Origin of the sequence: Shewanella algidipiscicola, assembly GCF_003605125.1 — a bacterium.
Classification (GTDB): domain Bacteria; phylum Pseudomonadota; class Gammaproteobacteria; order Enterobacterales; family Shewanellaceae; genus Shewanella; species Shewanella algidipiscicola.
In genome coordinates, this window is record NZ_QPQT01000005.1 from 207,157 (window position 1) to 224,079 (window position 16,923).

The window sequence follows — 16,923 nt, forward strand, 5'->3', positions numbered from 1 at the left end:
AAAGTTCATTTGCTAAGGCTCATGAATGATATACCATTAGTGTTATCGAAATTTGCTTTAAAGTGCTATGCAACTGAACGATTGCTAGATGCGCTGCATAAGATATTTTTACCATTATGATTACGCTCAATTACAATTATAAGGTCTAGCATGAAAGACTCCATGGCAAGTGTGTCCCAACTATCACTTCTGCAGCAGAAGCTTCATAGTGCTAAAACCGCATTGAATGAGCTAAGCGAACAAAAAAACCAAAACCAACATGCTTTGCTGCAGTTTATTAGCCAGCTCAGTCTCGCCTGCAAAGGCCAAAGTATCGAACTCGATAACAAGTTAGCCAAATTGCGCCATAATCTGGCAAGTATCGAACATATCGAAGAGGTCTTGCCTGAGTTAGTCGAAGTTGAGCATTTAGTTAAACAGCAATATCACTATATGATGGCGCAGTTAGAAGATGGCCGCGCCAACTTAACTAAAGTGGTACGCCAGCTACAGCGATTTGACTCATTACCCGACAAACTCACAAAAGAGCTCGCCTATTTTAAGCAAGATTTGGGTAAACCGTTTTACACCTGCTGGGATTACTTCCCTAAGGTAAGAAGTCTTGTCAATTTTTATAATGCAATTTTACAGGCACAATTAGCCCAAGATGATCCCCTCTCTGTGTTACCTAAACACCGCCAACTCGCCCATGAATTGGCTCAGATGGTCTCAGAAATCGAATTTCGCAAAGATCAGCGCGATCAAGTTTTAGTCATCAAAGACTATTTAGCCGGTGAGATTGATATTGACGGCCTCATCGATGCCTATCAAACCGTATTAACGCTATTGCTGGAAAATATTGCGCTAGAGAAAAGTGCCTCAAAAGAATTTTTGTATGTACTCAACGATGCGCTATCGGCTGTACGAGAAGTGGTCACAGACTCCTATAACAATAGTCAACGCAGTTTCCAACTCAAGCAGCAACTTAATCGAGAAATTAATTCGCGGGTGGATAACGTGGGTGAAGCAGTCATCGATATTAATGATATTGACCAGCTCAAATCACAGGTGGCTGAACAACTGGTTTCGATCCGCACCGCCCTCGGCCGCAAAGAAGCACTAGAGCAACGTGAACAAGCCCTGCTACGCAAATCCATCGAAACCATGCGTGATGAGCTTAATGAGCTAAGTAAAGAAGCCAGTGTCTACAAGGAACGACTATTTGAGCAACAAAAGCTCACTATGCTTGACTCCTTAACACAACTGCCTAATCGAGCGGCGCTTGAAGAGCGTATGGAGCTCGAATACCGCAATTACCAACGTCACAAACAGCCATTATGGGTGGCTGTGGCTGATATCGACCACTTCAAAGCGATTAATGATAGTTTTGGTCACAGCACGGGCGATAAAACCTTACAGGTGATCTCCATGGCGCTGAAAAACTCCTTGAGGGATTCTGAATTTGTAGCCCGTTACGGCGGTGAAGAATTTGTACTACTTATCCCCGATGTCTCTGCTACCGATATAAAACATCTGCTCAATCGTGTAAGGGAAAAAGTAAAAAATATTCCTTTTAAATTTAAAAATCAGAGAATTACAGTTACAGTGTCTATAGGTGCTGCACAACTTCTCGATACTGAGCAGATAAATGAAACTTTCGAGCGAGCCGATGCAGCCCTCTACCAGGCTAAACACGAAAGCAGAGACAGAGTGATTATTGACGCGTAACCCGAAGCACAAACCGAAGATTTAGCCATCGACTAAAGTCCCCTGACATAGTCATATCGCTAAGGCCTCATCACTTAACCCCATAGTGAGCATCGGGCTTTCTCCTGTCATCTTCATGCATCACTCTGTACATAAGGAGATGCCATGATCGTCAATATCAGCCCTAGAGGCAGTATGGATCAACTTTCACAACTGGAAGTCGATCGCCTCAAACAAAACGCCAGCAGTGAGCTGTATCAATTATTTCGCAGTTGCGCACTCGCGGTACTCGCCTCAGGTTCCCATACCGATGATGCCTTACAACTGTTTGAACAGTATCGTGATTTTAATATCAATGTGCTCCGCCGTGAGCGGGGCATAAAGATAGAATTAATCAATCCGCCAGAAGCGGCTTTTGTCGATGGTAATATTATTGCGGGCATTCAAGAACACTTGTTCGCCGTCTTACGCGATATCGTCTATTTAAGTGACCGCTACGACAACCTCAAGCATATCAACCTCACGAATTCGAGCCACATCACTAATGTAGTATTTGATATTTTACGTAATGCTCAAGCCATTCCTCGCCGCGAGCCCAATATTGTCGTGTGTTGGGGTGGCCATAGTATTAATGCAGATGAATACCAATACACCCGCGAAGTCGGCTATCAGTTAGGTTTACGTAATCTCGATATTTGTACCGGTTGTGGCCCTGGCGCGATGGAAGGGCCCATGAAAGGCGCGGCGATAGGTCACGCCAAACAACGGGTTCGCGATGCAAGATACATAGGCTTAACCGAACCCAGCATCATCGCCGCCGAGCCTCCCAATCAAATTGTGAATGAACTCATCATTCTCCCTGATATCGAAAAGCGCCTAGAAGCTTTTGTACGCCTTGGCCATGGCATCATTATCTTCCCTGGCGGTGCCGGAACCGCCGAAGAGCTACTCTATCTACTGGGTATTTTACTCAATAAAGAAAATCAGCCATTACCCTTCCCTCTCATTTTAACTGGGCCAAAAGAGAGTGAGGACTATTTTCGTAAAATTGATGAATTTATTGCCGCGACATTAGGCCAAGAAGCACAGAATAAGTACCAAATCATCATAGATGATCCCGTGCATGTTGCTCGCATTATGAGCCATGGCATGGATGACATTAAGCACTACCGCAAAGAAATTGGCGACTCTTACCAGTATAATTGGTCACTAAAAATTGAACCCGAATTTCAATTACCTTTTACTCCAACCCACGAAGTAATGAGTAACTTAAACCTTTATTTTATTAATAATAAAGCAGAGCTTGCCGCCAACTTAAGGCGTGCATTTTCTGGAATCGTAGCAGGAAATGTGAAGATGGATACCATCAGAGATGTTCAAAAGTTTGGTCCATTTGAGCTTAAAGGCGACCCCAAACTCATGGCGATAATGGATACATTATTGCAAGCCTTTGTCGCCCAGCAACGCATGAAATTACCCGGAAGCACCTATCTTCCTTGCTATAAAATAGTCACCTAATCCATAACGACTTACCTTAAATAGGTAGTTTTATTATCAGCTAAACCAGAGACCCGATACATTTTATGAATACGTTTTTAATCATCGATGGACTGAATCTGGTGCGGCGCATCCATGCCGCACAACCTAATGAAAACGATGTTAATGGCTTACCCCAACGTGTCGGATCCGCCTGCTTAAAACTACTCAAAACCCACACCCCATCCCATGTTGCTATTGTATGGGACGGTGATGCCATTTCTTGGCGCAAACGTTTATATGAAGATTATAAAAAAGGCCGAAAGCCTATGCCTGATGCGCTAGCAAAGGCATTAGAGGGCATTAAAGGCCACTTGGCAGAGCTCGGAATAAACTCTATCAACGCGCAAGCGGAAGCCGATGATGTCATAGCCACACTCGCCACTAAAATGAGTCAAGCACATAGGGCCATTATCGTCTCCACCGATAAAGGCTTCACGCAATTACTGCACCCCAATATTTTACTGTGGGACTACTTTAATCAGTGTGAAATCAGTATCGCAGAGCGCGAGCAAAAGCTGGGAGTCGATCGCAGTCAATTTATCGACTTTTTAGCGCTAGCTGGTGATAACGGTAACAAGATCCCTGGCGTGCCAGGCATTGGTCCTAAATCGGCTTCAGAACTATTAAAAACCTATATAACCTTAGCCAATATCTATGCTTCTCTAGACAATGTAGGGGCTAAACAGGCAAAAAAACTTGAGCAAGGAAAACCACTTGCCAGACTTAGCTATAAATTAGTCCAACTTCAAACAAACATGCCACTCAATACTCATTTAGCCTATTTTAGGGTCACACAGTCAAATGGCACGTAAACATTGGCTTACTGAATAAATCAACATATTTACTAAGCTAACGCTATCTTCATCATTTCATCTGCCTTATATTGTAAAGGTTATGTTAACTACTTAGGCGATACTGTGATCACCGCCCAATATAAGGAACCTGTACAGGCATGAAATCAAAAGTCCCCGTTATTATTGGTACTCTGTTTGCGGCTTACGTCGCTTTTGTACTTGTAGTGGTGTTGGTTTATGAACCAAGCCCAGAGGATATGGATTGGCAAGACAGAGAGGCATACAATAAAGCAAAACTCAGTGAGTTAACCCTAGGCCAACCCTTAGATACGGTCACATTGGTACTAGGTAAAGCCGATTTTTCAGAGGCAAAAACTGTCAAGCAGGACTCGCTGCAAGTGTTATTTTACCGTACTCATCACACTAAGTCTGACGGTGAAACCACCCGAGATGAATGCACCCCACTGCTGTTTAAAAACAATAAACTTATCGCATGGGGCCAAGATACTTATCAGCAATATTTAACCACTAATATCGGCGGTTAATACGCACAAAATCGCGCTGGCTAGACAGCAGGAGGCAGCGCTAACACCAGCGCCTAACACGCTGACAATACTCGTCATAGACCTTGGGAAAGCGTGCCCGTAGATAATGCTCCTCAGCCTTAATAGCAATATAATACACCCCCACACAGCTCGGGATCACACTTAGCATCACCCATAACGAGTCCAGTATCGTTCCCAGCCCGAGGGGGTAAATACAAAAAATCATATAAATCGGATTACGCGAGTAGCGATAGTAGCCAGTGGTGATGATGCATGAGGCTGGCCCCCAAGGTTCTATAGAGGTGTGTTTTCGCTTAAAAATCAATAGCAAATGCACAAGCATCAATAAGCCAAGCAACATCAGCACCTGCGCCAGCACCTTTAGAACTTGGGGCAATGCAATACCCGAAGGATAATACTGCTCGGCCACATAGGCTAACACCATCATAATGATAAAGACGAGCGGTGGTGGAAACCTCACCTTAGCGCCTTGATTGTCAGGGTCTTGTTTGTCAGCAAGGATATTAACTCGCTGTTTATTGTCAGTATCTACATCGTTATTTTTAACTGTCATGGACACCCCCGCTGTTATCTTGGATAACAAAAAGCCGAGCAAGGGTACGCTCGGCTTTCATTCTATTTGCTCATTGCCTTTGCATTAAGATCTCTTAATCAGCTTTTTTATACTCAGTATACGCTTCGCCTTGCTGTAGCCATTGCGGTGCAGGCGTGCCTTTAAGATAATGATCGAAGTACTGCATCATACGTAGGCTGTAGTCCAGTTTATTGGGGTACTTTTTCAGATGATGAGGCTCATCTTCATACTGTAAAAACACCACCTCTTTACCCGCACGTCGCATGGCTAAATAAAGCTCAACGCCTTGCTCCCACGGCACGGCATCATCTTTATCACCAAACATGATCATCATAGGTGTTTTAATCCGCTCGGCATAGAATATCGGTGAATTTTCGATATATTTTTGCGGCGCATTAAACAAACTTTCACCTATACGACTCTGACCCGTTTCGTACTGAAACTGGCGGGCAAGGCCTGTTCCGTGACGTATGCCACTGTAAGCACTGGTCATGTTTGCCACTGGCGCCCCTGTTACCGCCGCTTTAAATATATGGGTTTGAGTCACCGCAAATGCGGTTTGATACCCGCCCCACGAATGACCTTGAATACCAATCGCCTCTCTATCGGCAATCCCCATTTCAATCAAATGCTGTACACCAGAAGTTAAGGCCTGGACCGATGCAGCCCCCGGATACCCTACTTCAAACCGAATATCGGGTAAGAAAATGGCATAACCATTATCGGCATACCAAGCAAAATTGGGGCGATGGTTTAGTTTCATTTGCGGAAAAGCATGCAACCTGTCACTCATGAAACGGTAAAAATAAACCAGTACAGGATAACGCTTACCCGCTTGATAATTGCTCGGTTTAATTAAAACCCCGTCCAATGGTTGACCATCACCATTAGTCCAGTGTACCAGCTCAGCATTACCCCAATCGAGACCACGTCTTTGACTATCTAGGTCGGTTTGACGCACTGCGTGCTGCGGCGTGCTAATATTGCTGCTGTATATATCGGGGTACAGGTCATAACGCTGCTTACTATATAGTACCGTATCACTGAGCTCTGCACGGGCTAAAGGCGTGAGTTTATAATCGCCTTGCATCAATGCTTTAACCCCAGCTCCGCCAACCTTAGCCTGATAAAAACCATCACCTTTAGTACGCTCGTTATAGCCATGCAATAACACGCCTTGGCCATCGGTTAAGATTGTGGGTTTATCTTTATGCTCCACTAAACCTGCGAGTCGATACTGGATCTGCTGCTGACGACCTTTACCCGCCGTAATAGTAAAGCCCGTTAGTGATTCGGTATTAAATTGCCAAATATCATATTTATCATAAGCTAAAAACGCCGAGCCATCTTCAAGCCAGGGACCAAAACCGTAACTAGGTGCGGCCGAGGGGTAATCGTGATCTTCGTCGGCAAAAGGCGTATCTATATCTTTGGTCAGGTGCACTCGTCGATCTTGTGCTATCTGATAGAGAAATAGCTCTCCTTGCTGGTAATAGGCCGCAAAACGTTCATTGGGCGATAGCCTTGGTGCTTCACCACTAGGTTGTTGGGGTAAAAACAACTTTTTGCGCCCCGTATTAATGTCGACAATATAGTAGTCGCGGTAAAAACCCGCCCAGGTGATCATTTTAAGGTAAGGCTTATCAGAACTGGCGATCAGATAGCGCTGCTGCTGTTGCAGCTCAATATCGGGTACTTGTCGATCCGCTAGTTGCACCACTTGATTGTTATTAAGGTGCAGCACCGCGAGATAACTGCGCTTAAGATCTTTTTTATATTGCTTTATTTCATTAGGTTTAATCCTAGGATCGTCGCCATGCCAAAGTTTAAGTCCACGCTGAGCGGTGATCATACTAGGGTCAAAAAGATCGGACTCTGACGCCACTTTAGGCAGCTCAAGCTGTTGGTTAACCTGAGGTACACGACCAAAAAATAGGCGTTTACTGTCTTCAGAGAAGGTCAGTTCACTATAACGATTAAGGGTCCATTCATCTGTATTGGGAACCTTATGGGTGCGGCCATCGGCCAAATGATACAAGCTCAATTGGTATTCGCGGCCAAAAGGCGCCTGAGACGCTGTGCCAAATGTGTAAGCGACAAAGCGGCCATCTTCGCTTACTGATACCGCACCAATTTGTTGGTCTACATACGTTTGCAACACTGTTTGCTTATCGGTATTAAGATCGATCAACACCAAATTATGCACATTAGCGTTAATATCATTTTGCGCCACCAGCGCATAACGGCCAGCCTTATCAAAATAATAAGCGGTAACTTGGTCGATTTTTTGGCTGCTAGCACCGTTTAAGTTTACCAATTCTAAGGTACGGCCTTTATCGTATTTATCCACTTTAGGGACACTTGCATCTGCCTTAGCGCTAGTAACCTCAGCAGTCGCCCTTTCTTGAAGGTCACTTTCCGCTTTAGCATCACTTTCATCGGAAGCCTCATCGGCGGTATACCAGATAGCCATATGCGAGCCAGCCTGATTAAAAGCAAATTTCTCGACGCTGGCATACTGCACTTGGCTACCGGTATCGGTATTGAGTAATACCAACCCCGACTTTAATTGCTTACGCGCCTTATCAGTAGCCATCTCTTGCTCGAGTAAAGTCGGCTCAATCACAAATGCGGCAAAACGACCATCACGATTGATTTGAGGTTTAGATCCGCCTTTCACTGTAAATGAGTTGTTTGAATCGAGTCGTTGCGCTAAACCGTGACTATCGCCGCGATCGGGGGCAACTTCAACTGCAAAGGCGCCCCCTTGAGCTGCTAATACTGGCTTATGCAGGGACTCAAATTTCATGATGGCGTTGGGGGTGACATCTGCGGCAAACGAACCAGCAGAAAAAAGGCTGACACATAACATGGTCAGTGATGCTGTAGGTAATAACTTCAAGGCTTTCCTCATTATAATTATTTTATTAACAACTTTATCGCATTCTGTCGCTATATCTTAGACTAAAGTAGACTTTTTTAACGCTTAATGATCAATCATCGTCATTAGTCCTTATTAATGCAAGTTAAGCGCAACAAATAATGTGATTTTGCTCACTATTTCCTGTAAAACTTGCGCGAAAGTGGTTAAAATGGAGCGGATAAGTTTCTAAACAATTCATAGTCATAAAACCGTGTCTTCGACATGGTCAGACAATAGCAGTAACGACCAACCGTGGAAGGACTCTCCATGTCAAAAAGAACAATTACCGTGATCCCTGGTGATGGGATTGGACCTAGTATTATCGACTCAGCAATCAAAATTTTAGATAAAGCAGGCTGTGATTTTGAGTATGAGTTTGCCGATGCAGGTTTGGCTGCGCTAGAGAAGCAAGGTGAGCTTCTTCCGCAACGTACTCTCGATTTAATTGAAAAAAATCGTATTACCCTTAAAGGTCCGCTTACCACTCCAGTTGGCGAAGGATTTACTTCAATCAACGTAACTTTACGTAAGCGATTCAGCCTTTACGCTAACGTACGACCTGTATTGTCTTTTAAAGGTACTCAAGCCCGTTACGACAATATCGACATTATTACCGTACGTGAAAACACCGAAGGTATGTATTCTGGCCTTGGGCAAACTATCTCGGCCGATGGTGACACTGCCGAAGCCACCAGCATCATTACGCGTCAAGGCGCTGAGCAGATCACCACATTTGCTTATGAACTTGCTCGTAAAGAAGGCCGTAAGAAAGTCACTATCGTGCATAAAGCCAACATCATGAAGTCAACTTCGGGTCTATTCCTGAAAGTGGCACGTGAAGTGAGCCTACGATACCCTGACATCACGACCGAAGAGATGATTGTTGACGCAACTTGCATGAAGCTGGTGATGAACCCAGAAAACTTCGATGTGATTGTGACGACTAACCTATTTGGCGACATTTTGTCAGATTTGTGTGCCGGTCTTGTCGGTGGCCTAGGTATGGCTCCTGGCGCCAACATTGGTAAAAATGCCGCGATCTTCGAAGCCGTTCATGGCAGCGCACCTGACATTGCGGGTAAAAACTTGGCAAACCCAACTTCAGTGATCTTGGCTTCTATCCAGATGCTCGAGTACTTGGGAATGTCTGACAAAGCCGAAGCGATTCGTAGCGCTGTGTCGGCAGTTATCGCCGAAGGCGATCGTACTACCCGCGACTTAGGCGGTACTCACGGTACTACCGATTTCACTCAAGCTGTGATTGACCGTCTTTAATGGTTTAACACCCCATTAAAAAAGCCCCGCATAAGCAATTATGTGGGGCTTTTTAATATCATGCAGTCCAAGATAAGGCTTAGTTCCAAGCCGTATTAGGGCGCAACCATAAGTGCACAGTCACTTCATCACGATCGTGATACAAATGCTTACAGGCTAAATGAAACTCTTCGATGCCATTCTCTTTTAAGATGGTCTTCATGGTGTCTAATATTGTCGACACCTCTTTATAACGGCTCTTCATTGGCAGTTTAAGATTAAAAATAGCCTCTTTAAACCAGCCATTAATTGCCCATGCTTCTATCAGCTCCGCCACTCGCGAAGGCTTCTCAACCATGTCGCACACTAACCAGTAAATATTTTTACGCGGCGGTTCAAAACGAAAACCATCGGCTTGATAATGTTTTACCTGTCCGGTGTCCATTAAGCCTTGATCCATAGGGCCATTATCGACAGCGGCCACAAACATGCCTCGACGCACCAATTGATAAGTCCAACCACCAGGGCATGCGCCTAAATCGACGGCATTCATTCCGCTACGTAAACGCTGCTCTTGTTGATCCTTAGGAATAAAATGGATAAAGGCTTCATCCAGTTTAAGCGTTGAGCGACTCGGCGCATCCGCAGCCATCTTTAAACGCGGGATCCCCATAAAGTAGGGCGAGCTGTTATTGCTGAGCGAGTAACCCACATACGCCGTGCCCGAGCCAACAAAACAGACATGAATAATCGGGCGTTTTGTATTTTCTTTTTCTAGCAGAGTACCACTGCGCTTTAAGGCTTGGCGAAGCGGTACCGTAAACTTACGGCAGAAGTTAGATAACTCTTTCGCTTCATTGGTATCTGGAGTTTCAACCCTCAACTCACCCGCTTTACTCACTTTGGCTAGCGCTTCAACGATTGGCGTGACGCGATCGTTTTCAGGCAGTGATTTTAGCAACTCATTGGCGGCGAACATCTGACGGGTAAAAATGAGCGAATCTAACTCCAGCTTTTTAGCCAGAATATCGGCGTCGCCAGCTTGAAAACATTGAAAAATAACGTAACCGTCATTTTTGTTGGTTTTGACAAAGCCACCAATATCCAATTCAGCAGCGCGATGCTGGATCTCGGCGGCGCACTCTTTCTCGTAGCCAGCACGGCAATATAAAAATAGGTTAATCATCAGAACTTCCTGAATAAAAAATGGCGACCAAAACAATCGGCCGCCATTCTACACTTTCTACTAAACGAATACGATTGCCATAACAGGCAAGGCACTAATCATCCAGCTCAACCACCCTGTCACGCCATACCGCAACGGCAATAAACAGCCAACCAAGTAAGAAGCAAAATCCCCCCATCGGCGTTACAGGCCCGGTCCATTTGGCGCCGAGTAAGGCATACAAGTAAAGCGAGCCTGAAAACAGCACGATACCTAACATAAACAGGTATCCAGCCCAGATGATTAAACGCGACTTTAACCAATGACCACCAAAGGCCACCGCAATTAAGGCAAAGGTGTGATAAAACTGATATTCAACGCCCAGATTAAAGATAGTTATCATCTCGGCACTCGTGACCTGCTTTAACCCGTGTGCGGCAAAGGCGCCTAACGCCACGGCCAAAAAACCACTGAGCGCCGCCATGAGTAAAAATCCTTTATGCATGTAACCCCCTAATAAAACTCACGCTATAAGATATTGCCTGTTGCAGATTAGCCGCTTGCGTGGTGCCTGACGACTTTCGCGGCGCAAAACTATGATCGCCATCGCTTAACCATAGTAACTGCGCAGAATATGGAGCAAGCCATGGCTCGACTTGCCCCTTAGCGCCAAATTTATCGCGCTCCCCTTGTATCACCAGCAATGGTGCGGGACACAAAGCAATCGGCTCGAGTCTAGGGTCGCCCCCTTTCGGTGGCACAAATGGATACCCCAAGCAAATCACGGCATCGACCGCCACTTCGCTCGATACCATAGCGGCCATACGCCCGCCCATAGACTTACCCATTAAAATCAGTTGCCGCGGACGGTATAGTTTACGTATCGCCTCAATATGTAATTTAAAATCATTCAGGAGTTTAGGCGCCCTGTCTGGCGGGCGTCGTTTTCCATCAATGGCATTGTTACGCATATAAGGGAAATTAAAGCGCACGACACTCATTCCTGTAGCACTTAATCCAGCAGCCAAATCGGCCATAAAGGGATGCGCCATATTGGCACCGGCGCCATGGGCCAACAAAATCAGCGTGTCGATATCTGTGTCTTTGCTTGCCACAGGCCCTGAAAGCCAACATTCGCTACTCGGCAATGCGTTATCAAACATAGGTTGCTCAAGCAACACACGGCTAAAAGTCGCCGCCTTAGTGTCTTGACTATCCGTAGGATTAACCTGGTAACAACTCACTACGAGACTCCTCTTCAAACATATCTAACATCCACTGCCTAAAGGCGGCAATCTTACCGATTTCGGCATGATTTTGCTGACACACCAGATAATAGGCATCTTTGCTTACCAGCACTTCAGAGAAGGGGCAGACTAAACGGCCAGCTTTAATATCGGGTCTCGCCAAGACACTGTAACCTAATGCAACTCCTTGACCATGAGCGGCCGCCTGTAAGACTAACGATGAATGACTAAAAATGGGACCTTGGTTCACATTAATATCATTAATGCCACATTGCCGAAACCAAGCCTGCCAATCGTGACGACTTGAGTCATGTAATAGGGTGTGATATTTCAAATCACTTGGCTGCTGAAGTGGTTTGGGCCCATTGAGTAACATAGGTGAACACACCGGAATTAATACCTCATTACGCAGCTTATCGGCACGCACACCAGGCCAGTTTCCCATACCATAATAGATGGCTACATCGACATCATCGGTAAGTGAGCTGGTTTCATCGTCGACAGCTTTAATACGCACGTCAATATCGGGATTCTTTTCACTGAAATTAGATAAACGAGGTACCAGCCATTGAATAGCGAAACTCGGCGAGGTACTGACGGTAAGGGATCCTACGGCACTTCGAGCAAGTAAACGATCTGTTGCATCGGCCAGCTGAATGAAAATATCTTTGATATCGAGAAAATACCCCTGCCCCTCTTCTGTTAGCAGCAAAGAGCGATTTTTACGACGGAATAATTTTAAGCCTAAATACTCCTCTAACGCCTTAATTTGATGACTTACAGCAGCTTGCGTTACAAACAATTCTTCAGCCGCTCGCGTAAAGCTTAAATGCCTGGCAGCGGCTTCAAATGCTTTGACCGCATTCAACGGAGGTAGACGTCTAGACATAGTGATCCCTGTCGCATACTTTGATTAGTTTTTCTAATCATGATTGTTACATTTTATCGTTTGTAAAGAAACAGATAATTGGTAAAATTTGCGCCAATCAAACGATGAAATTAGACAGCCTCTACGACGAGAAAAGGGGGAGTGTCTAATCCCCAATAGCAATCGCTCGGAGACGATTAATATGATTAACTTTAAGACTGTTTTTGCCATGGCCTTGCTCTCTGGCTCGACTGTCGTAAACGCAGATGAAATCCTGGTAGATACTACAGATTTACATGCGTCGATCAGTGCACAGTTAGCCGAAGGGTTAACCCAGATGCAACAAGATCTCAATGATGACCTCAACGCTATTTTAATTGCACATGAAGATGAGCAATTAAAGACCGAAGCCGTTAGCGCACAACTTGCAGAGTAGCACAAGTTGCATCACCACGAGCAATAGTGCTTATTGCAAGTTATAAAAAGCCGCATATTTTAATGCGGCTTTTTTATTGCCACTCATTCAACCTCAGAGCCAATTAAGACTAGCTTATTGATAAATATTATTAATACTCATCTTGCACCATTATAGCCATCAGCTAAGCCCATTGACCACAGCACTTCCTATTGCGACTTTGACCTCAGGAAGCCAATCGCTTAGCGTTACCATGTCGCTTTGTATCACCGTTTAAGTCAGCTGGACTCAATCAAGTTATACAAACTAAATCATCCTAATACACTGTCATGAAAGCGGTATCAAGTTACAGTCCAAATGAGTAGCCATGGTATGTTAACCAGAGAGCATACAGGCTACCGAGTGAGCGTTAGATAACAAAAAGCCGCCTGTTAGGCGGCTTTTAAAAGCTAAATAACGATTACGGGCGATAAACCTTCACGTTATTATAGCCTTGCTCTTGCAGATACAAGGCTTGCAACTTACTCATTACCCCTCTATCGCAGTACAATAGATAGGTTTTATCCTTATCGAGGGCGGCAAACTGAGTGGCCAACTTAAAGAATGGAATGGTTTTAATCTCGACCCCTTCAATTGCTAATGGGCTCTGCTCTTGCTCTTCTGGAGCACGAATGTCGATGACAACCTCGCCACCACCAATTGAGTCAACGGTTTCAGTTGCCGTGATCTTAGTATCCATGCTGGTTGCTATCTCCCTAATATCAATAATTTCGGCATCGGCAATCACCCTATCTAACAGATCGTCAGAAAACTTAGCTTCTTCGGCCTCGATTTTTGATAATACCGCTTTTACCGTAGGTTTTTGTGAAATAACACCGCAGTATTCGGGTATCGACTTAGCGAAATCTTCGGTGCCAATTTGACGACTCAGATTAATAATATCTTGCTTATCCATCACAATAAGTGGGCGTAAAATAAGCATATCGGTACAGCGGTCAATCACATTGAGATTAGTCAAAGTCTGACTTGACACCTGCCCCATGGCCTCACCAGTCACTAATGCCTGAATCCCCATTTTTTCGGCAACCCGAGTCGCAGCGCGCATCATCATCCGTTTAAGGATAACGCCCATCTGACCATTGTCGACTTTTTCTAAAATCTCGGTCACGACAGGATCAAACGGGACTGAAACAAATTTAACCTTATGAGATTCACCGTATTTTTGCCATAAGTGGTAAGCAACCTGCTTTACACCTATCTCATGTTGATCGCCGCCAAGATTAAAGAAGCAGTAATGGGTTCGCGAGCCACGCTTAATAAACTGGTAACTCGACACTCCAGAGTCAAATCCACCAGACAACAAAGAAAGTACATCTTCTTGGGTCGCCATAGGAAAACCGCCGAGTCCGTCGATACGTTTTTCAACCAGATAAAGGTGTTCTCTATCGATCTCTAAGTTAACCGTCATATCGGGGTTTTTAAGCCTAACGCCAGTGGCGTCGGTAAACTGGTTCAAGCCGCCGCCCACATACCGCTCAACTTCAATTGAGTTAAACTCATGCTTACCACTACGCTTTACCCTTACACAGAAGGTTTTTCCCGCAAGTTGTTCTTTATATAAGGCTAGCGTCTGCTGATAGATATCGTCAACCGACTCAAAGGTGCTCTCTTTAACTTGCAGCACATGGGCGATCCCAGGAATACAAGCTAAACGCTCGGCATATACAGCCACCATTTCAGGTTTGTCAGCTGGCACCTTAACCATGATCTTATCCCACTGACGTTGCACTTTTGCGTCTTCATCGACCTTGCGCAACACATTACGAATATTGGTTTCAAGCATCTTGGTAAACCGCATTCTTACCGGTTTGCTTTTCATCATGATTTCAGGAAACAGTTTTACGATAAATTTCATTGAAGTTCCGAGGGGGATAAATTTAGACAGCAATTTAGCCATTATATCAAGGTCACAGCACAAATGCCTATTATGCTGCGCTAAAAGATCGCAATTTTAAGCAGGATTAAATCAAACGAGCCCCAATAAGGGGCCCGTTCTCGAATCGCTATGGTATGAGTCAACCGTTATTGTCCTACCCGGATCTCGTCAGTTTCTTTCGCTTTACCTTGCTCAATAGCAATTTCAACACGCCGATTACGCGTACGATGTTCGGCAGAGTCGTTAGCGACCAAAGGAGCTGAACTGGCCATACCAACCACTTTCATCCGTTGTGGTTTAAAGCCGTCGACTTTGATTAACTCATGGGCGACAGCTACCGCTCGTTTACTGGAAAGATCCCAATTGGAGCTATAAAGTTCATTATTGATGCTCATGTCATCGGTATGCCCTGATACCGTCACCACACCGGGCACATCTTTTAGCAGCTCGCCAACACGGCGCACTACAGGCTTAAATCTAGGCTGTAAGAAGCCAGATCCCGATGCGAAGGCACCTTTCTCACGAATGCGAATAATGATCTGCTGCCCTAATGATTCAATTTCAATCGCCCCATCAACAATCTCTTTATTGAGGGCTTGGGCCATTTTTTTGACTTGATCGTTAATCTGATCTTGCGAAGAGGTATCTTGCTGAGACTGAGCTTCGGCCTCGGCATCCGCCTGCTCTTGCGCGGTCGACGCTGCATCGCCACCCCGTTGAGCACCACGTTGCTGCTGTATACCACCAGCACTATCATCTTCCCCCGCCTGCACTTCAATCGTCGGCTCAGTCATCTCGTTGGTTTGCTGATTAATGATTTCAATCGGTGTTGGTTCGGGCTTGCCGGGGCGAAACTCTAGGGCAATAACAGAGGTTCCCTTAGGAATATCTTTAACCTCGACCTTATTCTGCACCCCAAAGGCGTATTTCATCGAGCCTGCTATCTGCTTAAACTTCATCACATCCATTTCGGAAAATGCCAGCAGCAGCACGAAAAAACACATCAGCAACGACATCAAATCGGCAAAGGTCGCCAACCATTTCGGCGCCCCAGGCGGACAATCGCATTTGACCTGCTTAGCCATACGACTATTCCCCGTCCGTTGTATCGATTGTGCGTTGTTTTTCTGATAAATAGTTTTTCAAAAAACCTTCAATCACCCGAGGGTTTTGACCATCTTGAATGGCTAATACCGCATCCATGATCAGGTTACGATTGAGCATCTCTTCACTCATACGCAGGGTCAATTTATCGGCAATAGGAATTGCTATCATATTGGCAATGATGGCGCCATATAAGGTCGTCAACAGGGCGACGGCCATCGCAGGACCAATAGACTTAGGATCGTCCATATTAGACAACATGGCCACCAAGCCGATTAGGGTACCTATCATGCCCATAGCGGGGGCGACATCACCTAACGCCTTAAAAATACCAATCCCAATTTTGTGACGATCTTCTGTGAGCGAGATATCCTTTTCCAGTGCTTCACGAACCACTTCGCCATCGTGACCATCGACCAACATATCGACCGCTTTTTGCATAAAACTGTTACTAATTTCAGCCTCTTCCAATGCTAAAAAGCCGCCCTTACGGGCTGCATCAGCCATGGTAACTGACTGTTCAATCAGCTCATCTGGTTTATCGATTTTAAAGATAAAGGCTTTGGCGGCAATTTTTACTGCGCCTAAAAACTGCTTTAAGTTGTATTTCATCATGACCACAAACAGTGAGCCTATCATCACGATCAGTACCGAGGGCACATCAATAAAAATAGCAATGCCACCACTGGTGAACATGGCGCCGATAATAAAAGCAAACGCACCAATTAGGCCTATCAGTGTCGCTAAATCCACAACTCTTCCTTAATCTATAAAATGGCTGTCTCTAACTTAGTCATCAAAGCAACAAGAGTTAATCAGCTCGATAAAACGCAAAAAAATAGGGCCTTTGAT

Annotated in this window: 15 protein-coding genes; 6 read left to right on the top strand and 9 right to left on the bottom strand. The window is 45.0% G+C overall.

The genetic code is table 11. The features are described from left to right. Positions 1 to 150 precede the first annotated feature (150 nt). The 4 genes from DVO77_RS07255 (at position 151) to DVO77_RS07270 (ending at position 4,564) form a co-directional block, all read left to right on the top strand. Positions 151 to 1,707: a GGDEF domain-containing protein gene (locus tag DVO77_RS07255; protein WP_119977862.1), complete on the top strand. Its 1,557-nt coding sequence runs from the start codon at positions 151 to 153 to the stop codon at positions 1,705 to 1,707. A 144-nt stretch (positions 1,708 to 1,851) separates the two neighbouring features. Then, a complete protein-coding gene (gene ppnN, locus DVO77_RS07260) occupies positions 1,852 to 3,204 on the top strand; it encodes a nucleotide 5'-monophosphate nucleosidase PpnN (RefSeq protein ID WP_110458509.1) in 1,353 nt (450 codons plus the stop codon). A 65-nt stretch (positions 3,205 to 3,269) separates the two neighbouring features. Next, positions 3,270 to 4,037, top strand: coding sequence for a flap endonuclease Xni (gene xni, locus DVO77_RS07265; protein WP_119977863.1), 768 nt, complete (start codon positions 3,270 to 3,272; stop codon positions 4,035 to 4,037). Between the two features lie 140 nt (positions 4,038 to 4,177). After that, complete coding sequence (locus tag DVO77_RS07270) at positions 4,178 to 4,564, top strand: DUF3192 domain-containing protein (protein ID WP_110458507.1); 387 nt, start codon at positions 4,178 to 4,180, stop codon at positions 4,562 to 4,564. Between the two features lie 40 nt (positions 4,565 to 4,604). On the opposite strand, the gene DVO77_RS07275 is transcribed toward DVO77_RS07270, so the two are convergent. Together DVO77_RS07275 and DVO77_RS07280 are read right to left on the bottom strand one after the other, a co-directional pair. Beyond that, the gene (locus tag DVO77_RS07275; RefSeq protein ID WP_119977864.1) at positions 4,605 to 5,138 is read right to left on the bottom strand and encodes a methyltransferase family protein; all 534 of its coding nucleotides are present in this window, start codon (positions 5,136 to 5,138) and stop codon (positions 4,605 to 4,607) included. Positions 5,139 to 5,232: 94 nt separating this feature from the next. After that, positions 5,233 to 8,061 (bottom strand): alpha/beta hydrolase family protein, encoded by a 2,829-nt coding sequence (locus DVO77_RS07280; RefSeq protein ID WP_162924160.1) that lies wholly within the window; start codon positions 8,059 to 8,061, stop codon positions 5,233 to 5,235. A gap of 288 nt (positions 8,062 to 8,349) precedes the next feature. On the opposite strand from DVO77_RS07280, the gene DVO77_RS07285 reads away from it, so the two are divergent. Next, complete coding sequence (locus DVO77_RS07285; protein WP_110458504.1) at positions 8,350 to 9,357, top strand: isocitrate dehydrogenase; 1,008 nt, start codon at positions 8,350 to 8,352, stop codon at positions 9,355 to 9,357. A 79-nt stretch (positions 9,358 to 9,436) separates the two neighbouring features. Here the strand turns inward: DVO77_RS07285 and rlmM are convergent, their stop codons facing one another. The 4 genes from rlmM to DVO77_RS07305 all read right to left on the bottom strand — a co-directional run bounded on the left by rlmM (position 9,437) and on the right by DVO77_RS07305 (position 12,637). Further along, on the bottom strand, positions 9,437 to 10,522 hold the full coding sequence (gene rlmM, locus DVO77_RS07290) for a 23S rRNA (cytidine(2498)-2'-O)-methyltransferase RlmM (RefSeq protein ID WP_119977866.1): 1,086 nt from the start codon (positions 10,520 to 10,522) through the stop codon (positions 9,437 to 9,439). Between the two features lie 94 nt (positions 10,523 to 10,616). Then, a complete protein-coding gene (locus DVO77_RS07295; RefSeq protein ID WP_119977867.1) occupies positions 10,617 to 11,006 on the bottom strand; it encodes a DUF423 domain-containing protein in 390 nt (129 codons plus the stop codon). Continuing rightward, a complete protein-coding gene (locus DVO77_RS07300) occupies positions 10,999 to 11,745 on the bottom strand; it encodes an alpha/beta fold hydrolase (protein ID WP_249038128.1) in 747 nt (248 codons plus the stop codon). The genes DVO77_RS07295 and DVO77_RS07300 overlap by 8 nt, the downstream gene beginning before the upstream one ends. Beyond that, the gene (locus DVO77_RS07305; RefSeq protein WP_110458501.1) at positions 11,726 to 12,637 is read right to left on the bottom strand and encodes a transcriptional regulator GcvA; all 912 of its coding nucleotides are present in this window, start codon (positions 12,635 to 12,637) and stop codon (positions 11,726 to 11,728) included. The genes DVO77_RS07300 and DVO77_RS07305 overlap by 20 nt, the downstream gene beginning before the upstream one ends. A gap of 181 nt (positions 12,638 to 12,818) precedes the next feature. On the opposite strand from DVO77_RS07305, the gene DVO77_RS07310 reads away from it, so the two are divergent. Continuing rightward, entirely contained in the window at positions 12,819 to 13,052 is a 234-nt protein-coding gene (locus tag DVO77_RS07310; protein WP_119977868.1) for a hypothetical protein, read from the top strand. Positions 13,053 to 13,491: 439 nt separating this feature from the next. On the opposite strand, the gene thiI is transcribed toward DVO77_RS07310, so the two are convergent. The 3 genes from thiI to pomA all read right to left on the bottom strand — a co-directional run bounded on the left by thiI (position 13,492) and on the right by pomA (position 16,824). Next, positions 13,492 to 14,946 (bottom strand): tRNA uracil 4-sulfurtransferase ThiI, encoded by a 1,455-nt coding sequence (thiI, locus tag DVO77_RS07315; RefSeq protein WP_119977869.1) that lies wholly within the window; start codon positions 14,944 to 14,946, stop codon positions 13,492 to 13,494. A gap of 167 nt (positions 14,947 to 15,113) precedes the next feature. Next, entirely contained in the window at positions 15,114 to 16,052 is a 939-nt protein-coding gene (locus DVO77_RS07320; RefSeq protein WP_119977870.1) for a flagellar motor protein MotB, read from the bottom strand. Positions 16,053 to 16,056: 4 nt separating this feature from the next. Beyond that, the gene (pomA, locus tag DVO77_RS07325; protein WP_110458497.1) at positions 16,057 to 16,824 is read right to left on the bottom strand and encodes a flagellar motor protein PomA; all 768 of its coding nucleotides are present in this window, start codon (positions 16,822 to 16,824) and stop codon (positions 16,057 to 16,059) included. Between the last annotated feature and the right edge of the window lie 99 nt (positions 16,825 to 16,923).